Origin of the sequence: Saccharospirillum alexandrii (assembly GCF_004000275.1) — a bacterium.
Lineage (GTDB): Bacteria > Pseudomonadota > Gammaproteobacteria > Pseudomonadales > Natronospirillaceae > Saccharospirillum > Saccharospirillum alexandrii.
Genome location: NZ_RCIP01000001.1, coordinates 666,600 through 686,529, shown reverse-complemented (window position 1 = coordinate 686,529; position 19,930 = coordinate 666,600). Strand labels below are relative to the sequence as shown.

Genomic DNA, 19,930 nt, shown 5'->3' with positions numbered 1-19,930 from the left:
CCGTTGTGTGCTGGCATCTTCGCAAGCGTCTTGCCTGCCCGATGCGTGAGTCCTGCCTTAACGACGGACGGTAACCATTTGAATTTGCGGAAGAATATCATTCATTCCGGGGGTATCAACCTACCCATCGTTGAATCAGTGTGATCAAGTTCTCATAGGTCACCGGTTTGGTCATAAAATCGTCCATTCCGGCAGCCAGACAGGCCCGTTCCTGTTCCGGCGTGTCTTCCCCGGTCAACGCGATGATCGGCAAATGGGTTCCGGTGCCCATCTCCCGTTGCCGGATGATTCGGGTCGCCTCCAGCCCATCCATGCGCGGCATCAAACAATCCATAATCACCAGGTTGTAAGGTGGATCCTGAATGGCCTGTTGCGACGCTTCGAGACCGTTCACGCAGGTATCGACCTGCGCGCCCATACGGCCCAGCAACCGCACCACCACTTTCTGGTTTACCATGTTGTCTTCCGCCAGCAACACGCGCACCTGATCACACCGGTACTCTGCTGCCGTGTCGACTCGGGTTGCCTCATGGGATTGCCGCAGCATTTGCAACAGCTCATCCCGGGCAGCCGGTTTCTCTATAAACCGGAAGCCAAGCTCCAGATCCGCCAGCAAGCCGCGCTGCAACTGGGACGCATAGAGGAATACAGTGGTCTGTGGTGCTTCGGTTTGCAACCGGCTTTTTAGTAGCTTTACCTGTTCCAGATAACTTTGGGCGCGGGCGTCCTCGACGGGCAGGTTAATCAGGATAAAGTCAGTCGGCTGTATCGAATCACCTTCAAGCAGTCGTTCCAGCGTCCAGGTAGATACGGTCATTTCCCAGCTGTAAAACTCGGCGCTGAGCGCACGCTCGGTAACCGGGCTCAGATCGACCAGCGTAATGGACCGGCCGGCCATGTATTTGGCCGGTCTGAAGGAGCTTGCCTGCTGGGAGCTGGCCTGAATGGGCAGCGAGACTACGATCTTTCTCAGATCCTGTTTCGACGATACGGTCAGCTTGGCATTCATCGATTTGAACTGAGCCGCAGCAACCATCAGGGTCAACTGATCAGAGACGTCTTCGTCTTCGGGCAGGGTGTTCATGTTTCGGTTAATGGCAGCGCGCAGGTCCTCGTCACTGACCTCGGTGTTAATGAAATAGAAAGACAGCAACAGGTTGTCTTCACCCTGCTCGGTATCCCCGTCCATGGCAATGCGAACCGTAATTTCACCCTCTTCCGCGCTGTCGAGCGTAAAGTCCAGCAGGCGGCGAAAGGCATTCGACAGCCACTGCGGGTCGAGCTCTATGCGTTCGGGTACGGAGGGGTGATACAGATAAGCCAGCTCCAGCCCATGTTCATGCGCCTTGCTGCCCATATCGGACAGAGCGTGCTCCAGCGTCTTGCGCAGGTTGAATACGATTGACTGAGGCACCCGGGACTGGTCCCGCTGTTCGATAAAGGCTTCGAGATCAGTCACCAGATCCAGAATAGACCGACCACTGCGACGGGCAATACTGAGCATGCCCTGGTGTTCCGTCGACTGTTCGTCATGACTGAGCATGCCCAGCACGCCCAGCAGCCCACTCAGAGGCGTTTTTACCCGGTGCAGTAGCTGATTGACAAAGCGCCGGTTGGTGGTGGCCTGCAATACATTCTCTTCACGGGCTTCTTCGAGCGCTTTGAGGCGCATCTTGAGCTCGTGGTTATGCGTCAGAAAACTCCAGACCAGCTCAGAAACCCGACCGGCTGTACTCACCAGGTAGAAATAAACGGCAATAAAGGCAATTCCGACCCAGACATGGCCAGATGACTCTGCTCGGATCAGGTAATAAAGACCAATAGGCAGCAATAGCACGGCGAGATACACACGAACCGTGCGGCCATAGAGGGAGTACACAAAGGTGCCGCCCGCTGCGACCGACAGGGTGTACAACAAACCCAGCAAAGCAATCGGGTGTTCGGGCCCGTCCAGACGGTAAACCAGATAGGCCGTCCAGACGGCAGCGTGCAGAAAACCCGAAAGAATAAAGGTATCTCGCCAGCGAGCCGGGCCGCGGGCATACCAGTCGGAAAACTGGGCGATCATGATAAAACGCCAGGCTGCCATAATGACCAGCGCCAGGCCAAAGACATAACTGGCATTGGGCGTAGGTCCAACGGCCAGCCACTGCCATTCCAGCAGCAGAAACACCACAAAATGCAGGACGGCACTGGGCAGTCCCTGTCGACTCAGAGTTTCATCGATACGCTTGAGAATGGCGCGATCTTTCTGGGCTTTGTGCTGTGGCGTAAAAAACCAACTCATAGATAGTCATCCGACGCCGCTGCGTCCTGCAAAGACCGCCACTATACCCTCTGTTGGCCCGCCGCCCAACCGTGAGGAGGCCAATTACCGCCTGGAGTCCGCGTCAGGCGCCGGGTAACCCTATCTGGGGTCGGCATGAACCCATCCATGGGGCCTAGACTTCGGGATATGAATCCCCTCCATGGGATTCACCTTTCGGGCTCGCTGCGCTCATGCTAAAACGCTCCCGGCGTTTTAGTCCATGCCTCAGACTTCCCCAGATAGGGTTACCCGGCACCTGACACTCAGTTGGTTGCCAACTCTGAAACTTGAAATAAAAAAACCCGGCAGCGCCGGGTTTCTGAATCACAATTAACCAATGCCTCAGAGCGCTTTTTCGAACTCGGGCAAAGCATCAAACAAGTCGGCAACGAGGCCGTAATCGGCTACCTGGAAGATAGGCGCGTCTTCATCCTTGTTGATGGCGACAATCACCTTACTGTCTTTCATGCCGGCCAAATGCTGAATCTGACCGGAAATGCCGACGGCGATGTACAGTTCCGGCGCTACGATCTTACCGGTCTGGCCAACCTGCATGTCGTTCGGCACGAACCCGGCATCCACCGCGGCGCGCGAAGCGCCGACGGCCGCGTCGAGTTTATCGGCCAGGGTGTACAGCAGTTTGAAGTTGTCGCCGTTTTGCATGCCACGACCACCGGAGACCACGATGCGGGCAGCGGTCAGTTCAGGGCGATCCGACTTGGCCAGATCTTCACCGACAAAGGCACTGATGCCCTTGTCGTGGCCGCCAGTTACGGCTTCAACGGATGCAGAACCATTCAGTTCGCAGGCATCGAAGGCGGTGCCGCGTACGGTGATCACCTTGATGCTGTCGCTCGATTGCACGGTGGCAATGGCGTTACCCGCGTAGATGGGGCGCTTGAAGGTATCGGCCGATTCCACGCTGAGAATGTCTGAAATCTGCTCAACGTCGAGCAGAGCAGCCAGACGCGGCATCATGTTTTTGCCGTTGGTCGTTGCCGGGGCCAGTATGTGGCTGTAAGACTTGCCCAGTTCAGCCACCAGGTCGGCCAGGTTTTCGGCCAACTGGTGGCTGTATGCCGCATCGTCGGCAAATAGAACTTTGTTGACACCAGACAGTTTGGCGGCTTCATCAGCCACGGACTGAGCGCCGGAACCGGCAACCAGAACATCGATGTCGCCACCGATTTTAGCGGCAGCCGTGACCACATGGGACGTTACCGGAGCCAGCGATGCATTATCGTGTTCAGCTATGATCAGAATACTCATGACAGCACCTTCGCTTCGTTTTTCAGTTTGTCGACCAACTCGGCCACCGAGCCAACGGTAATGCCACCTTTGCGTTCGGCAGGTGGCTCTACGCTGAGCACTTTAACGCTGTTGCTGAGCGTTACGCCGTAATCCGCTGCGGTTTTCTTGTCGAGCGGTTTGCGCTTGGCTTTCATGATGTCCGGCAGCTTGGCATAGCGCGGCTCGTTCAAGCGCAAGTCGGTGGTGATGATGGCTGGCAAATTCAGAGACAGGGTCTGCAGACCCCCGTCGATTTCACGGGTTACCTGAGCCTTGTCGCCGTCTATCAACAGTTGGCTGGCAAAGGTGCCCTGGGCCATGCCGGTCAGTGCGGCAAGCATCTGGCCCGTCTGGTTGTTGTCGCTGTCGATGGACTGCTTGCCCAGCAACACCAGGCCCGGTTGCTCTTCGTCAACAATTGCCTTGAGCAGCTTGGCCACGCCCAATGAGCTGGGGGCTTCGTCAGTGGTGATCAGAATGCCGCGGTCAGCGCCCAACGCCATGGCCTTGCGGATTTGCTCTTCGGCCTTGGCTTCACCGATCGACACGACCACGATTTCGGTGGCGGTGCCCTGCTCTTTCAGTCGCACGGCTTCTTCGACGGCAATTTCGCAGAACGGATTCATATCCATTTTCACGTTGGCCAGATCCACATCGCTGTTGTCTGGCTTGACGCGGACTTTAACGTTGTAGTCCACAACACGCTTTACCGGAACCAGAATTTTCATAGTGGTCTCGTGTCCTCATGGTCAGATGACCGTCGAATTGGCGGTCGAAGTTTGGGGTTGGCGGCTCACCGTCAGGGCACTGCCCTGGCAACCACGCACGGCGGACATTTAATCCGTTTTAAACGAAAATTTCAAACAGTTGTTTTAATTTTTCCGGCTGAGCAGGTAAACTCGGTGCAAAATCGTGGTGGCGCCGCGGTTCTGTCTTTTCTCCGACGGTGACTTTATAGACTCTCTATGGCGCCAAACCCGGTCATTACAATCGTATGCGAGTCACAGGAGGCGCGGCCGGATTCCGGTTTCGCCATCCTGCTACCGTAAAGCCCAGTTGTCGGGCCGTTCGCCCCGATAATTCGTTCAGGAGGTCCCTATGGAACGCGAATCCATGGAATTTGACGTAGTAGTTGTCGGCGCGGGTCCGGCCGGTCTGTCTGCAGCCATCCGGCTGATGCAAGGTGCTGCCGAGGCTGGACAGGAATTATCCGTCTGTGTCGTGGAAAAGGGATCCGAAGTGGGAGCCCATATTCTCTCTGGTGCCGTCTTCGAGCCACGCGCCCTGAATGAACTGATTCCCGACTGGAAAGACAAGGGTGCCCCCCTGAACACCGCCGTGACTGGCGATGACATCTATATGCTGCGCAATGAAAAAGCGGGCATCAAGGTCCCCAACCTCTTTGTGCCTGCAACCATGCACAACGAAGGTAACTACATCATCAGCCTCGGCAACCTCTGCCGTTGGCTGGCTGAACAGGCCGAAGGCCTGGGCGTTGAGATTTTCCCCGGCTTTGCCGCGGCCGACGTTTTATATGGCGAAGACGGTTCCGTCCAGGGCATCATCACCGGTGACATGGGTGTCGCCGCTGACGGTTCAGAAAAAGACGGCTACATGCCGGGCATGGAATTGCGTGCCAAAACCACCCTATTTGCCGAAGGCGCACGCGGCCATCTGGGCAAAAACCTGATCCGCACCTTCAAGCTCGATGCCGGTAAAGACCCACAACATTACGGGCTGGGCATCAAGGAGCTGTGGGACGTCGACCCCTCGGTTCACCAGCCGGGCAAGGTGGTTCACACCGCAGGCTGGCCGCTCGCAGAGCACGGGGCTCATGGTGGTTCCTTCATGTACCACATCGAGAACAACCAGGTGGTACTGGGCCTGATCACCGATCTTGGCTACCAGAATCCTTACCTCAGCCCGTTCGATGAATTCCAGCGCATGAAGCACCATCCGCTGTTTGCCAACACCCTGAAAAACGGCAAGCGCGTCTCATACGGTGCCCGAGCCATTGCCAAGGGCGGCTTGCAAAGTCTGCCGACAATGCATTTCCCGGGTGGTTTGCTGATCGGTTGTGATGCCGGCACCCTGAACTTTGCCAAGATCAAAGGCAGCCACACCGCGATGAAATCCGGCATGGTGGCGGCTGAAGTCATTCTGGAGCGAGCTAAAGGCGACTGGCAGGCGGGTCAGGATCTGGCGGAATACGCCACGGCGTTTGAGCAATCCTGGGCGTATCAGGAGCTGCACCAGCAGCGGAATTTTGGCCCGGCGCAGCACAAGTTCGGTAATGTGCTCGGCTCGGCCTATGCCTTTATCGACATCAACCTGTTCCGCGGCAAATTGCCCTGGACTATGCAGGACACAACGCCGGATTATGCGCAGACGAAACTGGCCGGTGATTGCCCGCAACTGAGCTACCCCAAGCCGGATGGCGTATTGAGCTTCGACAAGCTGAGCTCGGTGTTTTTGTCGAACACCAATCACGAGGAAGACCAGCCGGTGCACCTGAAACTGGCCGATCCGTCTATCCCGATCGCCAGCAACCTGCCGAAATACGCGGAACCCGCCCAGCGATATTGCCCGGCCGGTGTATACGAAGTGATTGAAGACGAAGCCGGTGAAAAACGCTTCCAGATCAATGCGCAGAACTGCGTGCATTGCAAAACCTGTGACATCAAAGATCCGGCCCAGAATATCAACTGGGTAACGCCAGAAGGTGCGGGTGGCCCCACCTACCCGAATATGTAAGCTAGGGTCAGACCGGGCACTGACTGACGGTTCAGACGCCCGGGCTACTCAAGTTTCAGAGTTCGGTTGTCCCTTGGTGCCATGAGTCCGTGTCAATTGGTTGCGCGAACTCCTAAGCTTGGGTTCGCAATAGGCTATCCGTCGAGGATTTAAGGTATAAAGCGAATATGAACCCCGAAACTTGAGTTCCTAGCCTTCCAATTCAGCCAGTAAGAATCGTGTCCCGCCACTGCTTAGCCAAAGCTTACCCTGATCGTCGGGCGCCGCTGTTTCCAGCGCGCTGGTTTGCCATTGGTACATGACGTTCTGATGAATGCGTGCGGGCAGGTTTCGCCGCCACTGCATGACCGGTTCACCGGATGGGTCGTTTATATCCAGAGGGTGCGCTGCGTCGAGTGGCTGCTGCTCGCCCAGGTTGTTGGTCACGATCCAGGTATCGTCAACGCGCTCGGCTGACACCGCGACGAAGGGCGTGGCCTCGACTCGAATGCCGACTTTCTCGACCGGCGTCACCAGAAAGTAGTCTTCCCCTTCCCGCTTTATGATGGATGCAAACAGCTTGACCATGGCAGGTCGGCCAATGGGGGACCCCTGGTACGACCACTGACCGGACCGGTGAATCACCATATCCAGATCGCCACAGAAGTCCGGGTTCCACTGCTCTACCGGTGGGAAGCGTTGGTCGCCTATCTGTTGCAGCAGGTCATCCAGTCTCATCAGGGCTCTCCTCGGGTTCCGGCCTGCTCGGCCAGGCGGGTCAAAAAGCGTTTGAAACCACGCCGGTCCTGAACCAGTTCCAAGTACATGGGGTTGTTTCTCAGTGACACCATGCCATCGGCCAGCAACCAGACCAGGGTATAGAGGTAGCGCAGGTCATCGTCGTCCTGATGGGACTCCACCCCCCATTGCTGGCGCGCCAGTTCGGTAAACTGCTCCACATGGTTGCGACGCAGGCGTTGCCATTGCTGGAACCGCTCCAAACAACAGTCACTGGCATTTAAATGACTTTCGAGTCGAAGAAAAAGTCCATAATTATCAATGGATTGCAGTCGATAGTTAAGAAACTCTCTCATCAAATGCGCGATGCCCAGTTGCGGCGATTCACGGCACTGTTTGAACAAGGGGCTTAGCCCCAGCTCGTCATTCAACAGCAACGCAGCGTAGACATCGTCCTTGCCACTGAAATAGTGGTAGAAAACAGACCGACTGATGGCGGCGGTTTGAATCAGGCGGGTGACGGACACCTGCTCTTCACCTACCAGCATAAAGAGGTTCAGCGCAGAGCTTAGAATGGCCACTTCGGTGGGGTGCTGGTCGGATACGCTGGCTATAGGCCTGAACATGGTCTAGCTCGTCAGTCGCGGAAAAGCAGGCCGCGCTATTCCCTGCTTACAGGTCAACAGCGCTGTCACCTTACATGGTGTGCGTGGGTTTTTCGGAATTGAGTGCGCCGGCCAGATACGTTTCGATCTTGTCTTTGGCCAACTCGTTCTTCTTGCTGAATTGAACCCCGATGCCGGTCGCCCGGTTGCCTTGAGCACCCCGGGGGGTGACCCAGATAACCTTACCGGCTACCGGAATCTTTTCCGGCTCTTCCATCAGGTTCAGCAACAGAAAGACATCGTCACCCAGGTTGAACTTCTTGTTGGTGGCGATGAACAAACCACCGTTTTTTACAAAAGGCATATAGGCCGCGTACAGCACCGCCTTGTCTTTCATGGTTAGCGACAAGATGCCATTGCGTGGGCCACCGAGTTTTGGATTCATGCGTTTCCTGTCATTTCCAGCCAGCGAGCGGACAATTGTTCGCTCCACATCTGTTGATTCAGGTTCGCCTGCTGCTGCAGGCCCTGTTTTAACTGCACAATATAGTCTCTAAACCGAAAAAGCGACACCGCTGGCAGCCCCTTCAACGCCTGGACGAGATCTTCATCACGCTCCGGCACCGGCGCGGACTGCTGGTTCAACCGGCGAATGGCCGTGTCGACCCACAGCAGGGCCTGGTTTAACAGCGTCTCGGGGTCCTGTTGTTGAATGAATAATGCCAGTGCTGTGAAGTTACGTTCCTGCAGAAAGCAACTGACTTGCCGGTCCCACTGCTCAATGGCTTCATCGGTTACCAGTGCGGCGGCAAGAGGCGCGCCATCGGTCATGGCGAGCCGCTGTTCGGGGCGTTCCAGGCCGTTATCCGTCAGCCACTGCCGGGCGTCTGCAGAGCTCGGTTGCTCCAGCTTGTACAGCCGGCAACGGGACCGAACCGTCGGCAGCATGCGCGACAACGAGGTGCTTTCCAGTAGCAGATAGGTATTGGGCGTCGGTTCTTCGAGCATTTTCAGCACGGCGTTGGCCGCTGCCGTGTTCATTTTTTCACTGTGCGTCAGCCGAATGACTTTGTTCCCGCCCTGCTGGGGGGTTTCATGCATAAAATCTGCAATGCCTCGAATCTGGTCCACCTTGATGGTGAGGCTCTTGCCTTCAGGCTCCAGAACCCGGCTGTCAGGATGGGCCCCGGCCTTAACCAGCAGGCAAGACTTGCATTGACCGCAGGGCTCTATGCCGGGCTGCTTACACAATAAGCCGCGGCGCAAATAGTCGCCCAGCAATGACAGTCCATCCCCTACCCGCCCGACCAGCATCAGCGCATGGGGCAGTCGTTGCCCGGCAACGCTCGTGTTGATCTGGCTGACAATGTCCCGGGTCCAGACGGGCAGTTCATTCATGAGTATCGGGCCTCCAGAGCCTGAATCAGCGCAGCGCTGACCGATTCGATGGAACCGGTGGCATCCAGCCTGACAAAGCGTTGCGGGTCTTCCTGACAGCGGCGTTCATAGCCGGCCCGGCAGCGCTCAAAGAAGGCAATGTCTTCGGTCTCAATACGGTCGAGTTCACCACGCTGCCGGGCGCGGGCAAGGCCCACCTCGGCCGGACAATCGAGCCACAGGGTCAGGTCAGGCCGGAACCCTTCAAGTACCCGGCGTTCCAGGTCCACGATGTGATCCCAGGGAATGCCACGTCCGCCCCCCTGATAAGCATAACTGGCGTCGGTAAACCGGTCGCTGACCACCCACTGGCCTTGGGACAAAGCGGGCAGAATGGCGGCACTGAGGTGCTGCCGTCGGGCGGCAAACACCAGCAGCAGCTCGGTCCAGACATCGACGGGTTCTTCATGGTGGGCCAGCAAGACCCCGCGAATTTGTTCGGCCATAACGGTACCGCCCGGTTCGCGCGTGACCATGGGCTGCCCAAAACGTTCAGTAACCCAACTGGCCAGTACATCCCGCTGGGTAGACTTGCCAGCGCCTTCCAGGCCTTCGATTGAAATGAATTGAGGGTTCACGACCCGCCTCCCTGCTCTTCAGGTGGTGGTGCAGAGCGGTAGTCGTCCCGTCGTTGAAAACGCTGATACTGTCGCACCGCCTGATTATGCTCTTCATAGGTGTCGGAGAACTGATGGGTGCCATCGCCACGGGCGACAAAGAACAGCGTTGTTCCCTCGGCGGGGTCAACCGCGGCCTCTAGCGCCCCGCGACCGGGGTTGGCGATTGGCGTTGGCGGCAAGCCGCTGCGAGTATAGGTATTGTAGGGCGTATCCTGACGCAGGTGACTGCGGGTCAGGTTGCCACTGAATTCCTCACCCAGGCCATAAATCACGGTTGGGTCGGTTTGCAGCCGCATGTTCTGGGCCAGTCGCCGGGAGAAGACACCGGCTATCTCTGGCCGTTCAAAGGCGGCACCGGTTTCACGTTCAATAATGGACGCCAGAATCAGCGCCTCGTAAGGGGTATCTACCTGAGTGGATTCAGAGCGATTTTCCCAGGCACGGGAAAGCTCCTGCTGCATACGTTGATGCGCCTGCCTGAGGATATCCACATCAGCAGTACCTCGTTCAAACAGGTAGGTATCCGGGAAAAACCAACCTTCGGGATGCTGCTGGTCGATGTTCAGCGCTTCCAGTACCGACGCAGTATCGGTGTCCGTGAGGGTATGATCTACGGCCTCGTTAGCGGCCAGTGCAACCAGGAACTGCCGGAAGGTCCACCCTTCGATAAACTGCACGCTGTACTGGATTTTCCGCCCTTCGATCATCCGGTTTACCGCATCGCTGCTGGTATCGGCGGGGCTTACCCGGTATTCGCCCCGCTGAATCGCGGTTTGCTCCTGATACCTCAGCCAAAGCTCATGTGCCCGGGCATACTGAATCCAGCCTTTGGATTCGAAATCACTCAGCACCCGTCTGAGCGAGGCACCTGAAGGCACCGTATAGGTTTGCTCGGAGGTAAGCGCCATTGGGGAATCGATACGATCCTTAAGGTGGAACGCGGCGCCAAAACCCGCACCAAACATCAACAGTACCGCGATAACTATCAGTCGTTTAATCAAGATTCAATCCAATCCGGTGTTGTAGGGAGGCCAGCTCAGTCGGGTCTGCCAGGGGTAGCGGAACGTCATTGAAATGGGTAACACGAACCAGCCCCATCAGGGCGTTGCCAATCAACAGCGCTTCACAATTAGCCAGGTCATCTGGCCTGATGTCTGCGATACCCAACGCATTGTTACTACTGCCTAGCCAACGTCTGCGAATAATGCCATTCACACCTGCTCGTTTCAGCCCTGGCGTTAACCATTGTCCGTCGTGGCGATAAAAGAGATTGCTCATGCTGCCTTCTACCACCCAGCCCTGATCGTCGCACAGCAGTGCTTCATCTGCCTGACGGCTTCGCGCCGCTTGCCTGGCCAGTACGGAATCCAGACGGTTCAGGTGCTTGATGCCTGCCAGAGCGGCGTTGACCGATGCCGGAATGGGCGAGGTCACTAACCGGGCTCCTGATTCATACCAGGGGGCCGGACGGTACTCGAACACTTGCAAAAGTCGGTCGGTTTGCTGGTTTGCCGGGTCGTAATCGTAGCCTCGCCCTGCCGCGTGCCTGCCCAGCGTGATTTTCAGCACCGCTGGCGATTTAACCGTCTTTAACAGGGTATCAATGTCTGTCTGCAGGGTTCGCTGATCCCGCCCGGTCCAGACAAGATCCAAACGAGCTGCGCCTTCCTGCAATCGTTGCAGATGATCGCTTGCAAACCGAAGCCCCTGCCGGGTTACCAGGCAGGTTTCAAACAGGCCATCACCAAACGCCAGCATCCGGCTGGGCAGTGAGAGTTGGTCGGTCGGTTGGCTGTTTAGCAGGCAGGCTAGCATGGGATTCAGGCGCATTGAATGAGCCCGTCAGTGTACCCGATCCCGGACGAGGCGCCCAGTTCGACCAGGGATAAACAAGCAGCGGAACAAGGTGTGCTGACCGCCACGGCCAACGCACTCTGTTCCGCTTTTGGACCTTACACCTTGCTGAAGATCAGGGTGCCATTGGTACCGCCAAAGCCAAATGAATTCGACAAGGCGTGGTTTATCGCCATCTCACGGGCGGTGTTTGGCACGTAGTCCAAATCACAGCCTTCACTCGGCGTCTCCAGGTTGATGGTCGGCGGTGCCACCTGGTCGCGAATGGCCAGCACCGAGAAGATCGCTTCAACCGCACCGGCGGCACCCAAAAGGTGCCCGATCATCGACTTGGTTGAACTCATGACAATCTTGTCGGCATCGGCGCCATAAAGCGTTTTGGCGGCCTGACTTTCGGCTTTGTCGCCGGCTGGCGTCGAGGTGCCATGAGCATTGATGTAATTCACATCAACGGGGTTCAACTTCGCATCCTGCACTGCATTGCGCATGGAGGCGCAGGCCCCGGCACCAGTCTCTGGTGGTGACGTCATGTGATAGGCATCACCGCTCATGCCAAACCCGGTGAGTTCAGCATAAATGGTCGCGCCCCGGGCCTTGGCGTGCTCATACTCTTCAAGCACCATCACACCTGCACCGTCGCCCAGCACAAAGCCATCGCGGTCTTTATCCCAGGGACGACTCGCCCGGGTAGGATCGTCGTTTCGGGTCGACAGCGCGCGGGCAGCACCAAAACCGGCAATGCCCAGAGGCGTAGAGGCCATTTCGGCACCGCCGGCTACCATCACATCGGCATCGCCATAGGCAATGGTTCGCCCTGCATAACCGATGTTGTGCGTACCGGTGGTGCAGGCTGTGGTGATCGCAATGTTAGGCCCTTTGAAGCCGTAATCGATCGACAGATAACCGGCGATCATGTTGATGATGGCCGAGGGCACAAAGAACGGAGAAACCCGGCGTGGCCCGGATTTATTCAGCGCATCGTGATTACGTTCAATGGTATCGAGACCGCCGATCCCGGCGCCGATGGCCAGGCCAATGCGATGGGCATTGCTGTCGGTGGCTTCAATGCCCGAATCACGAATGGCTTCGATGGCGGCCGCATAGCCGTACTGAATGAAGCCATCCATTTTCTTGGTGTCTTTGGGGTTGATGTAGGCGGCCGGATCAAACCCCTTCACCATGCAGGCAAAATTCGTAGTGAACTTCTCGGTATCGAATTTTTCAATGGTGGAAGCCCCGCTCTTACCTGCCAGAATTCCGGTCCAGGTAGAGGTAACATCGTTACCCAGTGGGCTGAGGCAACCCAGACCGGTCACAACGACTCTTCGACGTGACATAGTGTTCTCCAAATAAAAAGCCGTACTGTCTGACGACAATACGGCTTGAATCCAGAGCGGTATAGCCGGATGGCTACCGCACTTAGCCCAGGTGGGCGTTGATGTAGTCGATCGCGTCCTGAACAGTACCCAGCTTCTCAGACTCTTCGTCCGGAATCTCGGTTTCAAACTCTTCTTCCAGAGCCATCACCAGGTTTACGGTGTCCAGAGAGTCAGCACCCAGGTCGTCTACGAAAGACGCCTGTGCAGTTACGTCTTCTTCTTTCGCGCCCAGCTGTTCACAGACGATTTTCTTTACACGATCTTCAATGTTGCTCATTACGAACACTCCCTACTTGGAATTGCACTTCAAGGTGCGATTTAGTGTATTAAACGTTATTCGTTACCGGCAAGTCAAAACTGGCCGGTCAACCCATGTACATGCCACCGTTCACGTGCAATGTTTCACCCGTGATGTACGACGCCTGGTCACTGACCAGAAACGCTACGGCAGCGGCAATTTCGTTCGGATCACCCATACGACCCAGCGGGATTTGCTTGAGCAGTGTTTCCCGTGTGGCCTCTGGTAGCTCATGAGTCATATCGGTCTGAATAAAACCCGGTGCCACCGAATTCACGGTGATATTACGCGAACCGACCTCTCGCGCCAATGATCGGGTCAACCCTTCGAGCCCGGCTTTGGCCGCGCAATAGTTTGCCTGACCCGCGTTGCCCATGGAAGCGACCACCGACGAAACATTCACAATACGACCAAAACGGGCCCGCGTCATCGATTTGATCACTGCCTTGCTCATACGATAGGCCGAAGACAGGTTGGTGTCGATCACCGAGTCCCACTCTGCTTCTTTCATGCGCAGGAAGAGATTGTCTTTGGTGATACCGGCGTTATTGATGAGCACTTCGGGAGTGGCGTCGGCTGCTTTCAGGTCCGCCATCAGCTGGTCGATAGACTCCGGACTGGTCACGTCAAGCGTGTAGCCTCGTCCTTCGATACCAGCGGCTTGCAATCGCTCGGAGATAGCCTGTGCACCCGATTCAGACGTTGCGGTTCCGGCAATACGATAGCCCTGACGGCCAAGTGTTTCGGCAATGGCGGCGCCAATGCCTCGGCTGGCGCCCGTAATCAAAACCCACTTGTGATCACTCATGCGTTACTCCCTATGCGTTCCTGAAAAGCTGCCAACGACCCAAGGGCCGACAAGGTCAGCGTTTTCTCAATGCGCTTGTTCAAGCCGGATAGTACCTTACCGGGACCGCATTCAACGGTCTCACTAACGCCAAGACGGACCAGTTCAGTGACCGATTGCGACCACAATACCGGACGATACAGTTGTTCGACGAGGTTCTGCTTTAGCGCAGCGGCGTTGCTTTCGGCCGCGGCCGAAACGTTTTGAATGATTGGCAGCTCTGCGTTTTGCCAGTTGAGCGTATCCAGATGACTGGAAAGCTGTGCCGCAGCGTCTTTCATCAATGAGCAATGCGAGGGTACAGAGACCGGCAGCGGCATCGCCCGTTTAGCGCCTGCGGCTTTGAGCGTCTCTATGGCACGCTCTACGGCGGCAACAGAGCCGGCGATAACCACCTGACCCGGAGTGTTGAAATTAACCGCTTCAACGACGTCACCCTGAGCCGCTGCGGCACAGCCATCAATCACGGCCTGATCGTCGAGACCCAGAATGGCCGCCATGCTGCCCTGCCCTGCGGGTACGGCGGCTTGCATCAGCTGACCCCGTTTCTCGACCAGCACAGCAGCGTCCGCCAGCGGTAATACGCCAGCGGCGACCAGCGCGGAATATTCACCCAGGCTATGACCCGCCAGATAGTCAGGCCGGGCGCCACCCTCAGCTTGCCATAAACGCCACAAGGCGATGCTGGCCGTGAGCAGTGCCGGTTGCGTCTTTTCGGTCTTGTTCAATTCTTCGGTGGGCCCTTCACTGACCAGCGCCCACAGGTCGTAACCCAAAGCGTTGGAGGCTTCTGCGAAAGTTTCCTGAATCAACGGGTACTGCTCAGCCAGATCCGACAACATGCCGACCTGCTGGGATCCCTGACCCGGAAAAACGAAGGCGAGTTTTTGGCTCATGCAATACGTTCCTGTTGTTGTAGAGACTCAGCCTGGCGGCCCGACCCAAGGGGTCGACTCACTGAATATCCCAGTGGCGTGCATTATGGTCGCAACAACCGCTCAGTAAAGGCGAACCCTGTTAAAACATTTATGAATTCCGGGAACAGCTAGAGCGGCATTGTTGACGCACGAAATCAGATAAAGGCTGATAAGCCTTATACCCCAGTGACCGCACGCTCCGACAATGCATCGAGCTGAGCCTGAATCGACAGGCACCAGTCACCTTCACTGGCCTCTATGGCCCGGTTCAACGCAGCCTGAAAAGCAGCTCCGGTAGCGTCGCCATGGCTTTTAATCAGAGTCATGTCAGTACCCGCGAGCAGCGCCCCATTGCTACGTCTGGGATCGAGCTGTCGCATCACCGGCCTCAGCCGATGCCGCAACAATCGCCCAAGTATTTTTCCCGTCACATCCCGGCTTAACGCCTGCCGTATGGCGCCCAGAGTAAGATCCAGCGTACCTTCGGCCGCCTTGATAACCGCATTCCCGGTAAAGCCGTCGGTAATCACCAGATCCAGGTCTCCGCGAAAGACATCGCCTGCCTCAACAAAACCACGGTAGTCAACATCGGGCCAGCGCGCCAGTTGCTCCGCCGCCTGGCGAATGGAGTGCGGCCCCTTATTGGGCTCCACGCCGAGATTGAGCAGTGCCAGCCGAGGTTTTCGGCCCAGTTGCCCCGAGGCAATGGCCACACCTACGGCCGCAAAACCGAGCAATTGTTTCGCCGTGGCCGAAAACGAAGCGCCCAGATCAAGCATCAGCATCGCGTCTTTGGAAGTAGGCACCCAACTGACCAGAACTGGCCGATCCAGAGCCGTGTGAACACGGCCGTGACGATGCAGTAAGGCCATTAAAATGCCGGTGTGTTCCGATGAAACCACCGCATCGAACCGTTGCTGGCTCAACTGAGAAACCGCCTGCTCTATGCTGCTGCCGTAGTCGTTACGTAATAACCGGCCGGGATTCAAATTGGAAGGCAAAGCACCGGTGCAGGATTCAAAACGAAGATTATCTGGCAGGACTGGCATGGCAGTCTGGCGCTTGGAGGTGCCGAACAGAATACCGCTGTGCTGGGGGTGGGTCTGAAAAAAACGGATAGAGGCAGGAAGCAAATGGGAGGGGCCGAAATCCCCTCCCTCTAGATCAATGGCCAGAACAGCCATTGAGTGTTACTCGACGTCCGCTTCAGCGACGACCTTACGACCTTTGTAAAAGCCATCTGGGGAAACGTGGTGACGACGGTGAGTTTCACCGCTGGTAGGATCAACCGACAAAGCGGTTGTCGTCAATGCATCGTGCGAGCGACGCATTCCGCGACGTGAACGGGTCTTCTTGCTTTTCTGAACTGCCATGGCCGGGGCCTCCTAAATAGGACACTTAAAATATCAGTAACGGGCGCTGTGCGCATGGCCCGGTTGCAGGCCACCCATCACTGTGAAACTGTCAGGATCTCTTCAGAGATTCCAGTACCTTAAACGGATTGTCTTTCACCGGTGTTTCTTCAACCCCGGCGTCATCCGGTTTAAATTCAGTCTGTATCTGACACTCGCCTTCGTCATGCATCGCATGCATTGGCAAGCACAGTAACAACTCGTCTTCGACCAGTTCCGCGACCACCAGAGGTTCGTCTGGCAGCAACATCAGCGGGTCGATATCTGCAGGCAACGCTTTTGCCATTTCATCGTTGTACACCACGGCCATGGTAAAGTGACCGTCGAGTGCCACCGATACTGGCTGCAAGCACCGCTGACATTCGAGTACAACCTTCCCAGACACATCGCCTGTGACCATGCGGCGCTGCTCGGCGTCACGATTAAAGTTTAAAGCGGCTTTAAACTCGGCATCCTGACTGAGCACCACATCCGTCAGACGTGACAACCGGGTTGACGGCACAACACCCTCAAGATTCTGGGGGCCTTGATCTGCCAACTTATAGGCATCAACGCGTTCTGGGAGCTCGGATTTCGACATAGGCGCGGTATGATACGGATGAGACCGTTCAAGTCAAAGGCTTTTTGGCTCAAATGGCCGATAAACAGTAGGCTGTGAGGCATTGGCTACCCAATTCACACAAACCACCCCGACCTTTAAGGAGCACAACCATGTTGCCACCGGTATTGCTGGCCTCAACATCACCGTATCGGGCGGAACGACTGACCAGCCTGAACGTGCCCTTCGAACAGGCTAAGCCCGACATGGACGAGACGCCCCTGCCTGGTGAATCGCCTTTTGATCTGGCGATGCGCTTGGCTAGGGGCAAGGCCCGCAGCCTGGTGGATTCCCACCCGGGCTATCTGATTATTGGCAGTGATCAGACCGCTGCCGATGACCGGGGTACCCTGCTGGACAAACCTGGCAATCTGGCCCGCGCGGTCGATCAACTGACACGATGTTCAGGCACATCCCTGACGTTTTACAGTGGTGTCGCACTCGCCGGCTACTCCGACGATGCCTGGGTGGTCACGACTGAAGTCGTTTTCCGGGATCTGACCCGGGCGGAAATTGACCGTTACCTCGACCGGGAGCGCCCGTTCGATTGCGCGGGCAGCTTCAAGGTTGAAGCGCTGGGGATTACCCTGTTTCAGTCAGTCCGGAGCGACGACCCCAACGCCCTGATCGGATTACCGCTGATTTCACTGGCGGCCAAGCTTCGCGAGGCAGGGTTTGCCCTGCCCTGATAGCCTTGCCCGCCACTCAGCGCAGCTCGATGGACTCGGTGGCTCCCAGCTTGACCAGGGTTTCAGCGACCGAAACGCCAAGGTTGCGGGCAAACTGCTGCAGCGGTGAAGGTCTTAGTGTGAAATCAACGGTATTGGGGTACCCCAGTTCGCGGGCCAGTTCAGAGGTTGATTTCAGTCCGTCGACCAGGCCGAGCTCCAGCGCCTGGGTGCCCGTCCAGACCAGTCCGGAGAACAACTTGTCGTTGTCAGTGACCAGCCGGTCACCACGACCCTCTTTAACATCGCTGATGAACTGTTGGTGCACGTTATCCAGCAAGGCTTCAAACAAGGCCCGCTCTTCGGGATCAACCGGCTGAAACGGATCCAGAAAGGTTTTGTGTTCACCCGAGGCGAAAGAGCGACGTTCGATGCCCACCTTCTCAATCAGTTCTTCAAAACCAAAACTGGCAGCTGTCACGCCGATTGAGCCCACCAGGCTGGAACCGTTGGCATAGATGTTCTCAGCGGCCGAGGCAATGTAATAGGCCCCGCTGGCACCGGTATCGGCAATAACCGCATGTATCGGTATGTCTTCATGCAATGATCGCAGGCGCTGAATTTCGTCGTAAACATAGGCCGATTGTACCGGGCTGCCACCGCCACTGTTGATGCGGACAATAACGGCCCGGGTATCCTCATGATCCATGGCATTGCGCAACGATGTTACGATTGCATCGGCATTGGCCGGCTCACTCTGTGAGATCAAGCCACGCACATCGACAATGGCCGTGTGCCCGCCCGTTTTTTCCGGAACCCCGACACCAATGTCACTGTTGCTGATAAACAGCCACAACAGTGCAAACAGGTAAATAAAGGTGAGCAACTTGAACACGATGCCCCAGCGCCGTTGTTTCTTCAGCTCGGCGGTATTGGCCATCACCACCTTTTCGATCAGCTGCCACTCTTTGCGGGAGCCAGCCCAGGAATCATCAGACGATTCCTGCTGCGGAGTTTTTCCAAACATTCAATCAGTTTCCTGTCAGTGACTGGGAGGTCTGTGTTATGTGTTAGTTGAGATCGCGCGTTTTATTGGCCAGAGCGGTCAGCAGACGCTCTAGCGCTGGATCAAGTGGTGCCGTCAGGGTCAGCAGTTCGCCCGTCACGGGGTGCGGCACGGTCAGTTGTGCTGCATGCAGAAACAGCCGGCCCAGCCCTAAATCCCGGGCGACCGCTTCAGCCCGGCTGGACTGGTACTTGGAATCACCCAGAATTGGATGACCCGCATACTGGGTATGTACCCGAATCTGATGCGTTCTGCCTGTCACCGGCTGCGCTTCCACCCAACTGCAGCGTTCAAAGGCTTTCAGCAGCCTGAACCGGGTCTGGGAGGGCTTTCCATCCGGCGCGACGCTGACCATACGCTCGCCGCCCTGAGCCTCGTTTTTGCGCAAGGGTACATCAACAAAGCGCTGCTCTTCAGGCCAGTGCCCGTGCACCAGACACCAATACACCTTTTTTACGTCTGTTTTATGCCTGAAAACGTCTTGCAGCGCTTTCAGGGCGGAGCGTTTCTTGGCGATCAGTACCACACCTGAAGTATCCCGGTCGAGCCGGTGAACCAGTTCAACAAATTTCAATTCTGGCCGGATGATCCGATACGACTCAATCAGCCCCAATGAAATACCCGACCCACCGTGAACAGCCAGGCCATGAGGTTTGTTGAGGGCAACCAGCACATCATCCTCATACAGGATGGCTTTATCAAGCTGGTGGCGCAGTGCCTGGCTCGGAACCGCCGTATTGACCGGCTTTTCAGCAATGCGGACCGGAGGGATACGCACCGTATCCCCGCCTTCAAGGCGATACTCAGGCTTCACCCGCTTGCCATTAACCCGGACCTCACCCTTGCGCAACACCCGGTAAACCCGGCTCTTGGGCACTGACTTCCAATGACCGATCAAAAAGTTATCGATGCGCTGACCGGCCCGGTCTTCTTCAACTTCATACAGTTCGACGTTTGCCACAATGCCCTGCTTTGCCAATACCGGTGCCCGGCTTAAATATCGCTACCTTTATTGCCTTGTAGCAAGCAACTTGCTGTAACAGCACTAACGGTAATGAGGTGCTTGCCATGGAAAGGCAAGTTACCGGTGTCATTGTACCAGCAGTCGCTCCATGAAAGGAGGCTTCGCGACGCTACCGGGCGGGCCATACCGCCCGCTC

Annotated in this window: 21 protein-coding genes; 2 read left to right on the top strand and 19 right to left on the bottom strand. The window is 56.6% G+C overall.

Annotated features, from left to right (window positions below):
• Positions 1–115 precede the first annotated feature (115 nt).
• The 3 genes from EP166_RS03260 to EP166_RS03250 all read right to left on the bottom strand — a co-directional run bounded on the left by EP166_RS03260 (position 116) and on the right by EP166_RS03250 (position 4,326).
• Positions 116–2,287, bottom strand: a complete 2,172-nt coding sequence (locus EP166_RS03260; RefSeq protein WP_127555358.1) for an ATP-binding response regulator — start codon at positions 2,285–2,287, stop codon at positions 116–118.
• A 363-nt stretch (positions 2,288–2,650) separates the two neighbouring features.
• Positions 2,651–3,577 (bottom strand): electron transfer flavoprotein subunit alpha/FixB family protein, encoded by a 927-nt coding sequence (locus EP166_RS03255; protein WP_127555357.1) that lies wholly within the window; start codon positions 3,575–3,577, stop codon positions 2,651–2,653.
• On the bottom strand, positions 3,574–4,326 hold the full coding sequence (locus tag EP166_RS03250; protein WP_127555356.1) for an electron transfer flavoprotein subunit beta/FixA family protein: 753 nt from the start codon (positions 4,324–4,326) through the stop codon (positions 3,574–3,576). The genes EP166_RS03255 and EP166_RS03250 overlap by 4 nt, the downstream gene beginning before the upstream one ends.
• Before the next feature lie 370 nt (positions 4,327–4,696).
• Between EP166_RS03250 and EP166_RS03245 the strand changes: the two genes are divergently transcribed.
• Positions 4,697–6,352, top strand: a complete 1,656-nt coding sequence (locus EP166_RS03245) for an electron transfer flavoprotein-ubiquinone oxidoreductase (RefSeq protein ID WP_127555355.1) — start codon at positions 4,697–4,699, stop codon at positions 6,350–6,352.
• A gap of 189 nt (positions 6,353–6,541) precedes the next feature.
• On the opposite strand, the gene EP166_RS03240 is transcribed toward EP166_RS03245, so the two are convergent.
• From EP166_RS03240 to EP166_RS03175, 14 genes are all read right to left on the bottom strand, one after another.
• Complete coding sequence (locus EP166_RS03240) at positions 6,542–7,069, bottom strand: DUF1285 domain-containing protein (RefSeq protein ID WP_127555354.1); 528 nt, start codon at positions 7,067–7,069, stop codon at positions 6,542–6,544.
• Entirely contained in the window at positions 7,069–7,695 is a 627-nt protein-coding gene (locus EP166_RS03235; RefSeq protein WP_127555353.1) for a TetR/AcrR family transcriptional regulator, read from the bottom strand. The genes EP166_RS03240 and EP166_RS03235 overlap by 1 nt, the downstream gene beginning before the upstream one ends.
• Before the next feature lie 70 nt (positions 7,696–7,765).
• Entirely contained in the window at positions 7,766–8,119 is a 354-nt protein-coding gene (locus tag EP166_RS03230; protein ID WP_028669935.1) for a PilZ domain-containing protein, read from the bottom strand.
• Positions 8,116–9,072 (bottom strand): DNA polymerase III subunit delta', encoded by a 957-nt coding sequence (holB, locus tag EP166_RS03225; protein ID WP_127555352.1) that lies wholly within the window; start codon positions 9,070–9,072, stop codon positions 8,116–8,118. The genes EP166_RS03230 and holB overlap by 4 nt, the downstream gene beginning before the upstream one ends.
• Positions 9,069–9,689 carry a dTMP kinase gene (gene tmk / locus EP166_RS03220; RefSeq protein WP_127555351.1) on the bottom strand — a complete coding sequence of 207 codons (621 nt, stop codon included), beginning with the start codon at positions 9,687–9,689 and terminating at the stop codon, positions 9,069–9,071. The genes holB and tmk overlap by 4 nt, the downstream gene beginning before the upstream one ends.
• Entirely contained in the window at positions 9,686–10,732 is a 1,047-nt protein-coding gene (gene mltG, locus EP166_RS03215) for an endolytic transglycosylase MltG (protein ID WP_220432475.1), read from the bottom strand. Before mltG ends, tmk begins: the two co-directional genes overlap by 4 nt.
• Positions 10,725–11,561: an aminodeoxychorismate lyase gene (pabC, locus tag EP166_RS03210; RefSeq protein ID WP_127555350.1), complete on the bottom strand. Its 837-nt coding sequence runs from the start codon at positions 11,559–11,561 to the stop codon at positions 10,725–10,727. The genes mltG and pabC overlap by 8 nt, the downstream gene beginning before the upstream one ends.
• A 122-nt stretch (positions 11,562–11,683) precedes the next feature.
• Positions 11,684–12,922, bottom strand: a complete 1,239-nt coding sequence (gene fabF, locus EP166_RS03205) for a beta-ketoacyl-ACP synthase II (RefSeq protein ID WP_127555349.1) — start codon at positions 12,920–12,922, stop codon at positions 11,684–11,686.
• An 82-nt stretch (positions 12,923–13,004) separates the two neighbouring features.
• Positions 13,005–13,241, bottom strand: a complete 237-nt coding sequence (gene acpP / locus EP166_RS03200; RefSeq protein WP_127555348.1) for an acyl carrier protein — start codon at positions 13,239–13,241, stop codon at positions 13,005–13,007.
• A gap of 88 nt (positions 13,242–13,329) precedes the next feature.
• Entirely contained in the window at positions 13,330–14,070 is a 741-nt protein-coding gene (gene fabG, locus EP166_RS03195) for a 3-oxoacyl-ACP reductase FabG (protein WP_127555347.1), read from the bottom strand.
• Entirely contained in the window at positions 14,067–15,005 is a 939-nt protein-coding gene (fabD, locus tag EP166_RS03190) for an ACP S-malonyltransferase (protein WP_127555346.1), read from the bottom strand. The genes fabG and fabD overlap by 4 nt, the downstream gene beginning before the upstream one ends.
• Before the next feature lie 197 nt (positions 15,006–15,202).
• Complete coding sequence (locus EP166_RS03185) at positions 15,203–16,210, bottom strand: hypothetical protein (protein ID WP_127555345.1); 1,008 nt, start codon at positions 16,208–16,210, stop codon at positions 15,203–15,205.
• A 6-nt stretch (positions 16,211–16,216) separates the two neighbouring features.
• Positions 16,217–16,399, bottom strand: a complete 183-nt coding sequence (rpmF, locus tag EP166_RS03180) for a 50S ribosomal protein L32 (RefSeq protein ID WP_127555344.1) — start codon at positions 16,397–16,399, stop codon at positions 16,217–16,219.
• A 91-nt stretch (positions 16,400–16,490) separates the two neighbouring features.
• Positions 16,491–16,976: a YceD family protein gene (locus EP166_RS03175; protein ID WP_164743790.1), complete on the bottom strand. Its 486-nt coding sequence runs from the start codon at positions 16,974–16,976 to the stop codon at positions 16,491–16,493.
• Between the two features lie 173 nt (positions 16,977–17,149).
• On the opposite strand from EP166_RS03175, the gene EP166_RS03170 reads away from it, so the two are divergent.
• Complete coding sequence (locus EP166_RS03170; protein ID WP_127555342.1) at positions 17,150–17,725, top strand: Maf family protein; 576 nt, start codon at positions 17,150–17,152, stop codon at positions 17,723–17,725.
• Between the two features lie 16 nt (positions 17,726–17,741).
• On the opposite strand, the gene EP166_RS03165 is transcribed toward EP166_RS03170, so the two are convergent.
• Both EP166_RS03165 and rluC read right to left on the bottom strand, forming a co-directional pair.
• Positions 17,742–18,731 (bottom strand): S49 family peptidase, encoded by a 990-nt coding sequence (locus tag EP166_RS03165; RefSeq protein ID WP_127555341.1) that lies wholly within the window; start codon positions 18,729–18,731, stop codon positions 17,742–17,744.
• 43 nt (positions 18,732–18,774) lie between these two features.
• A complete protein-coding gene (gene rluC, locus EP166_RS03160; protein ID WP_127555340.1) occupies positions 18,775–19,731 on the bottom strand; it encodes a 23S rRNA pseudouridine(955/2504/2580) synthase RluC in 957 nt (318 codons plus the stop codon).
• Positions 19,732–19,930 lie beyond the last annotated feature (199 nt).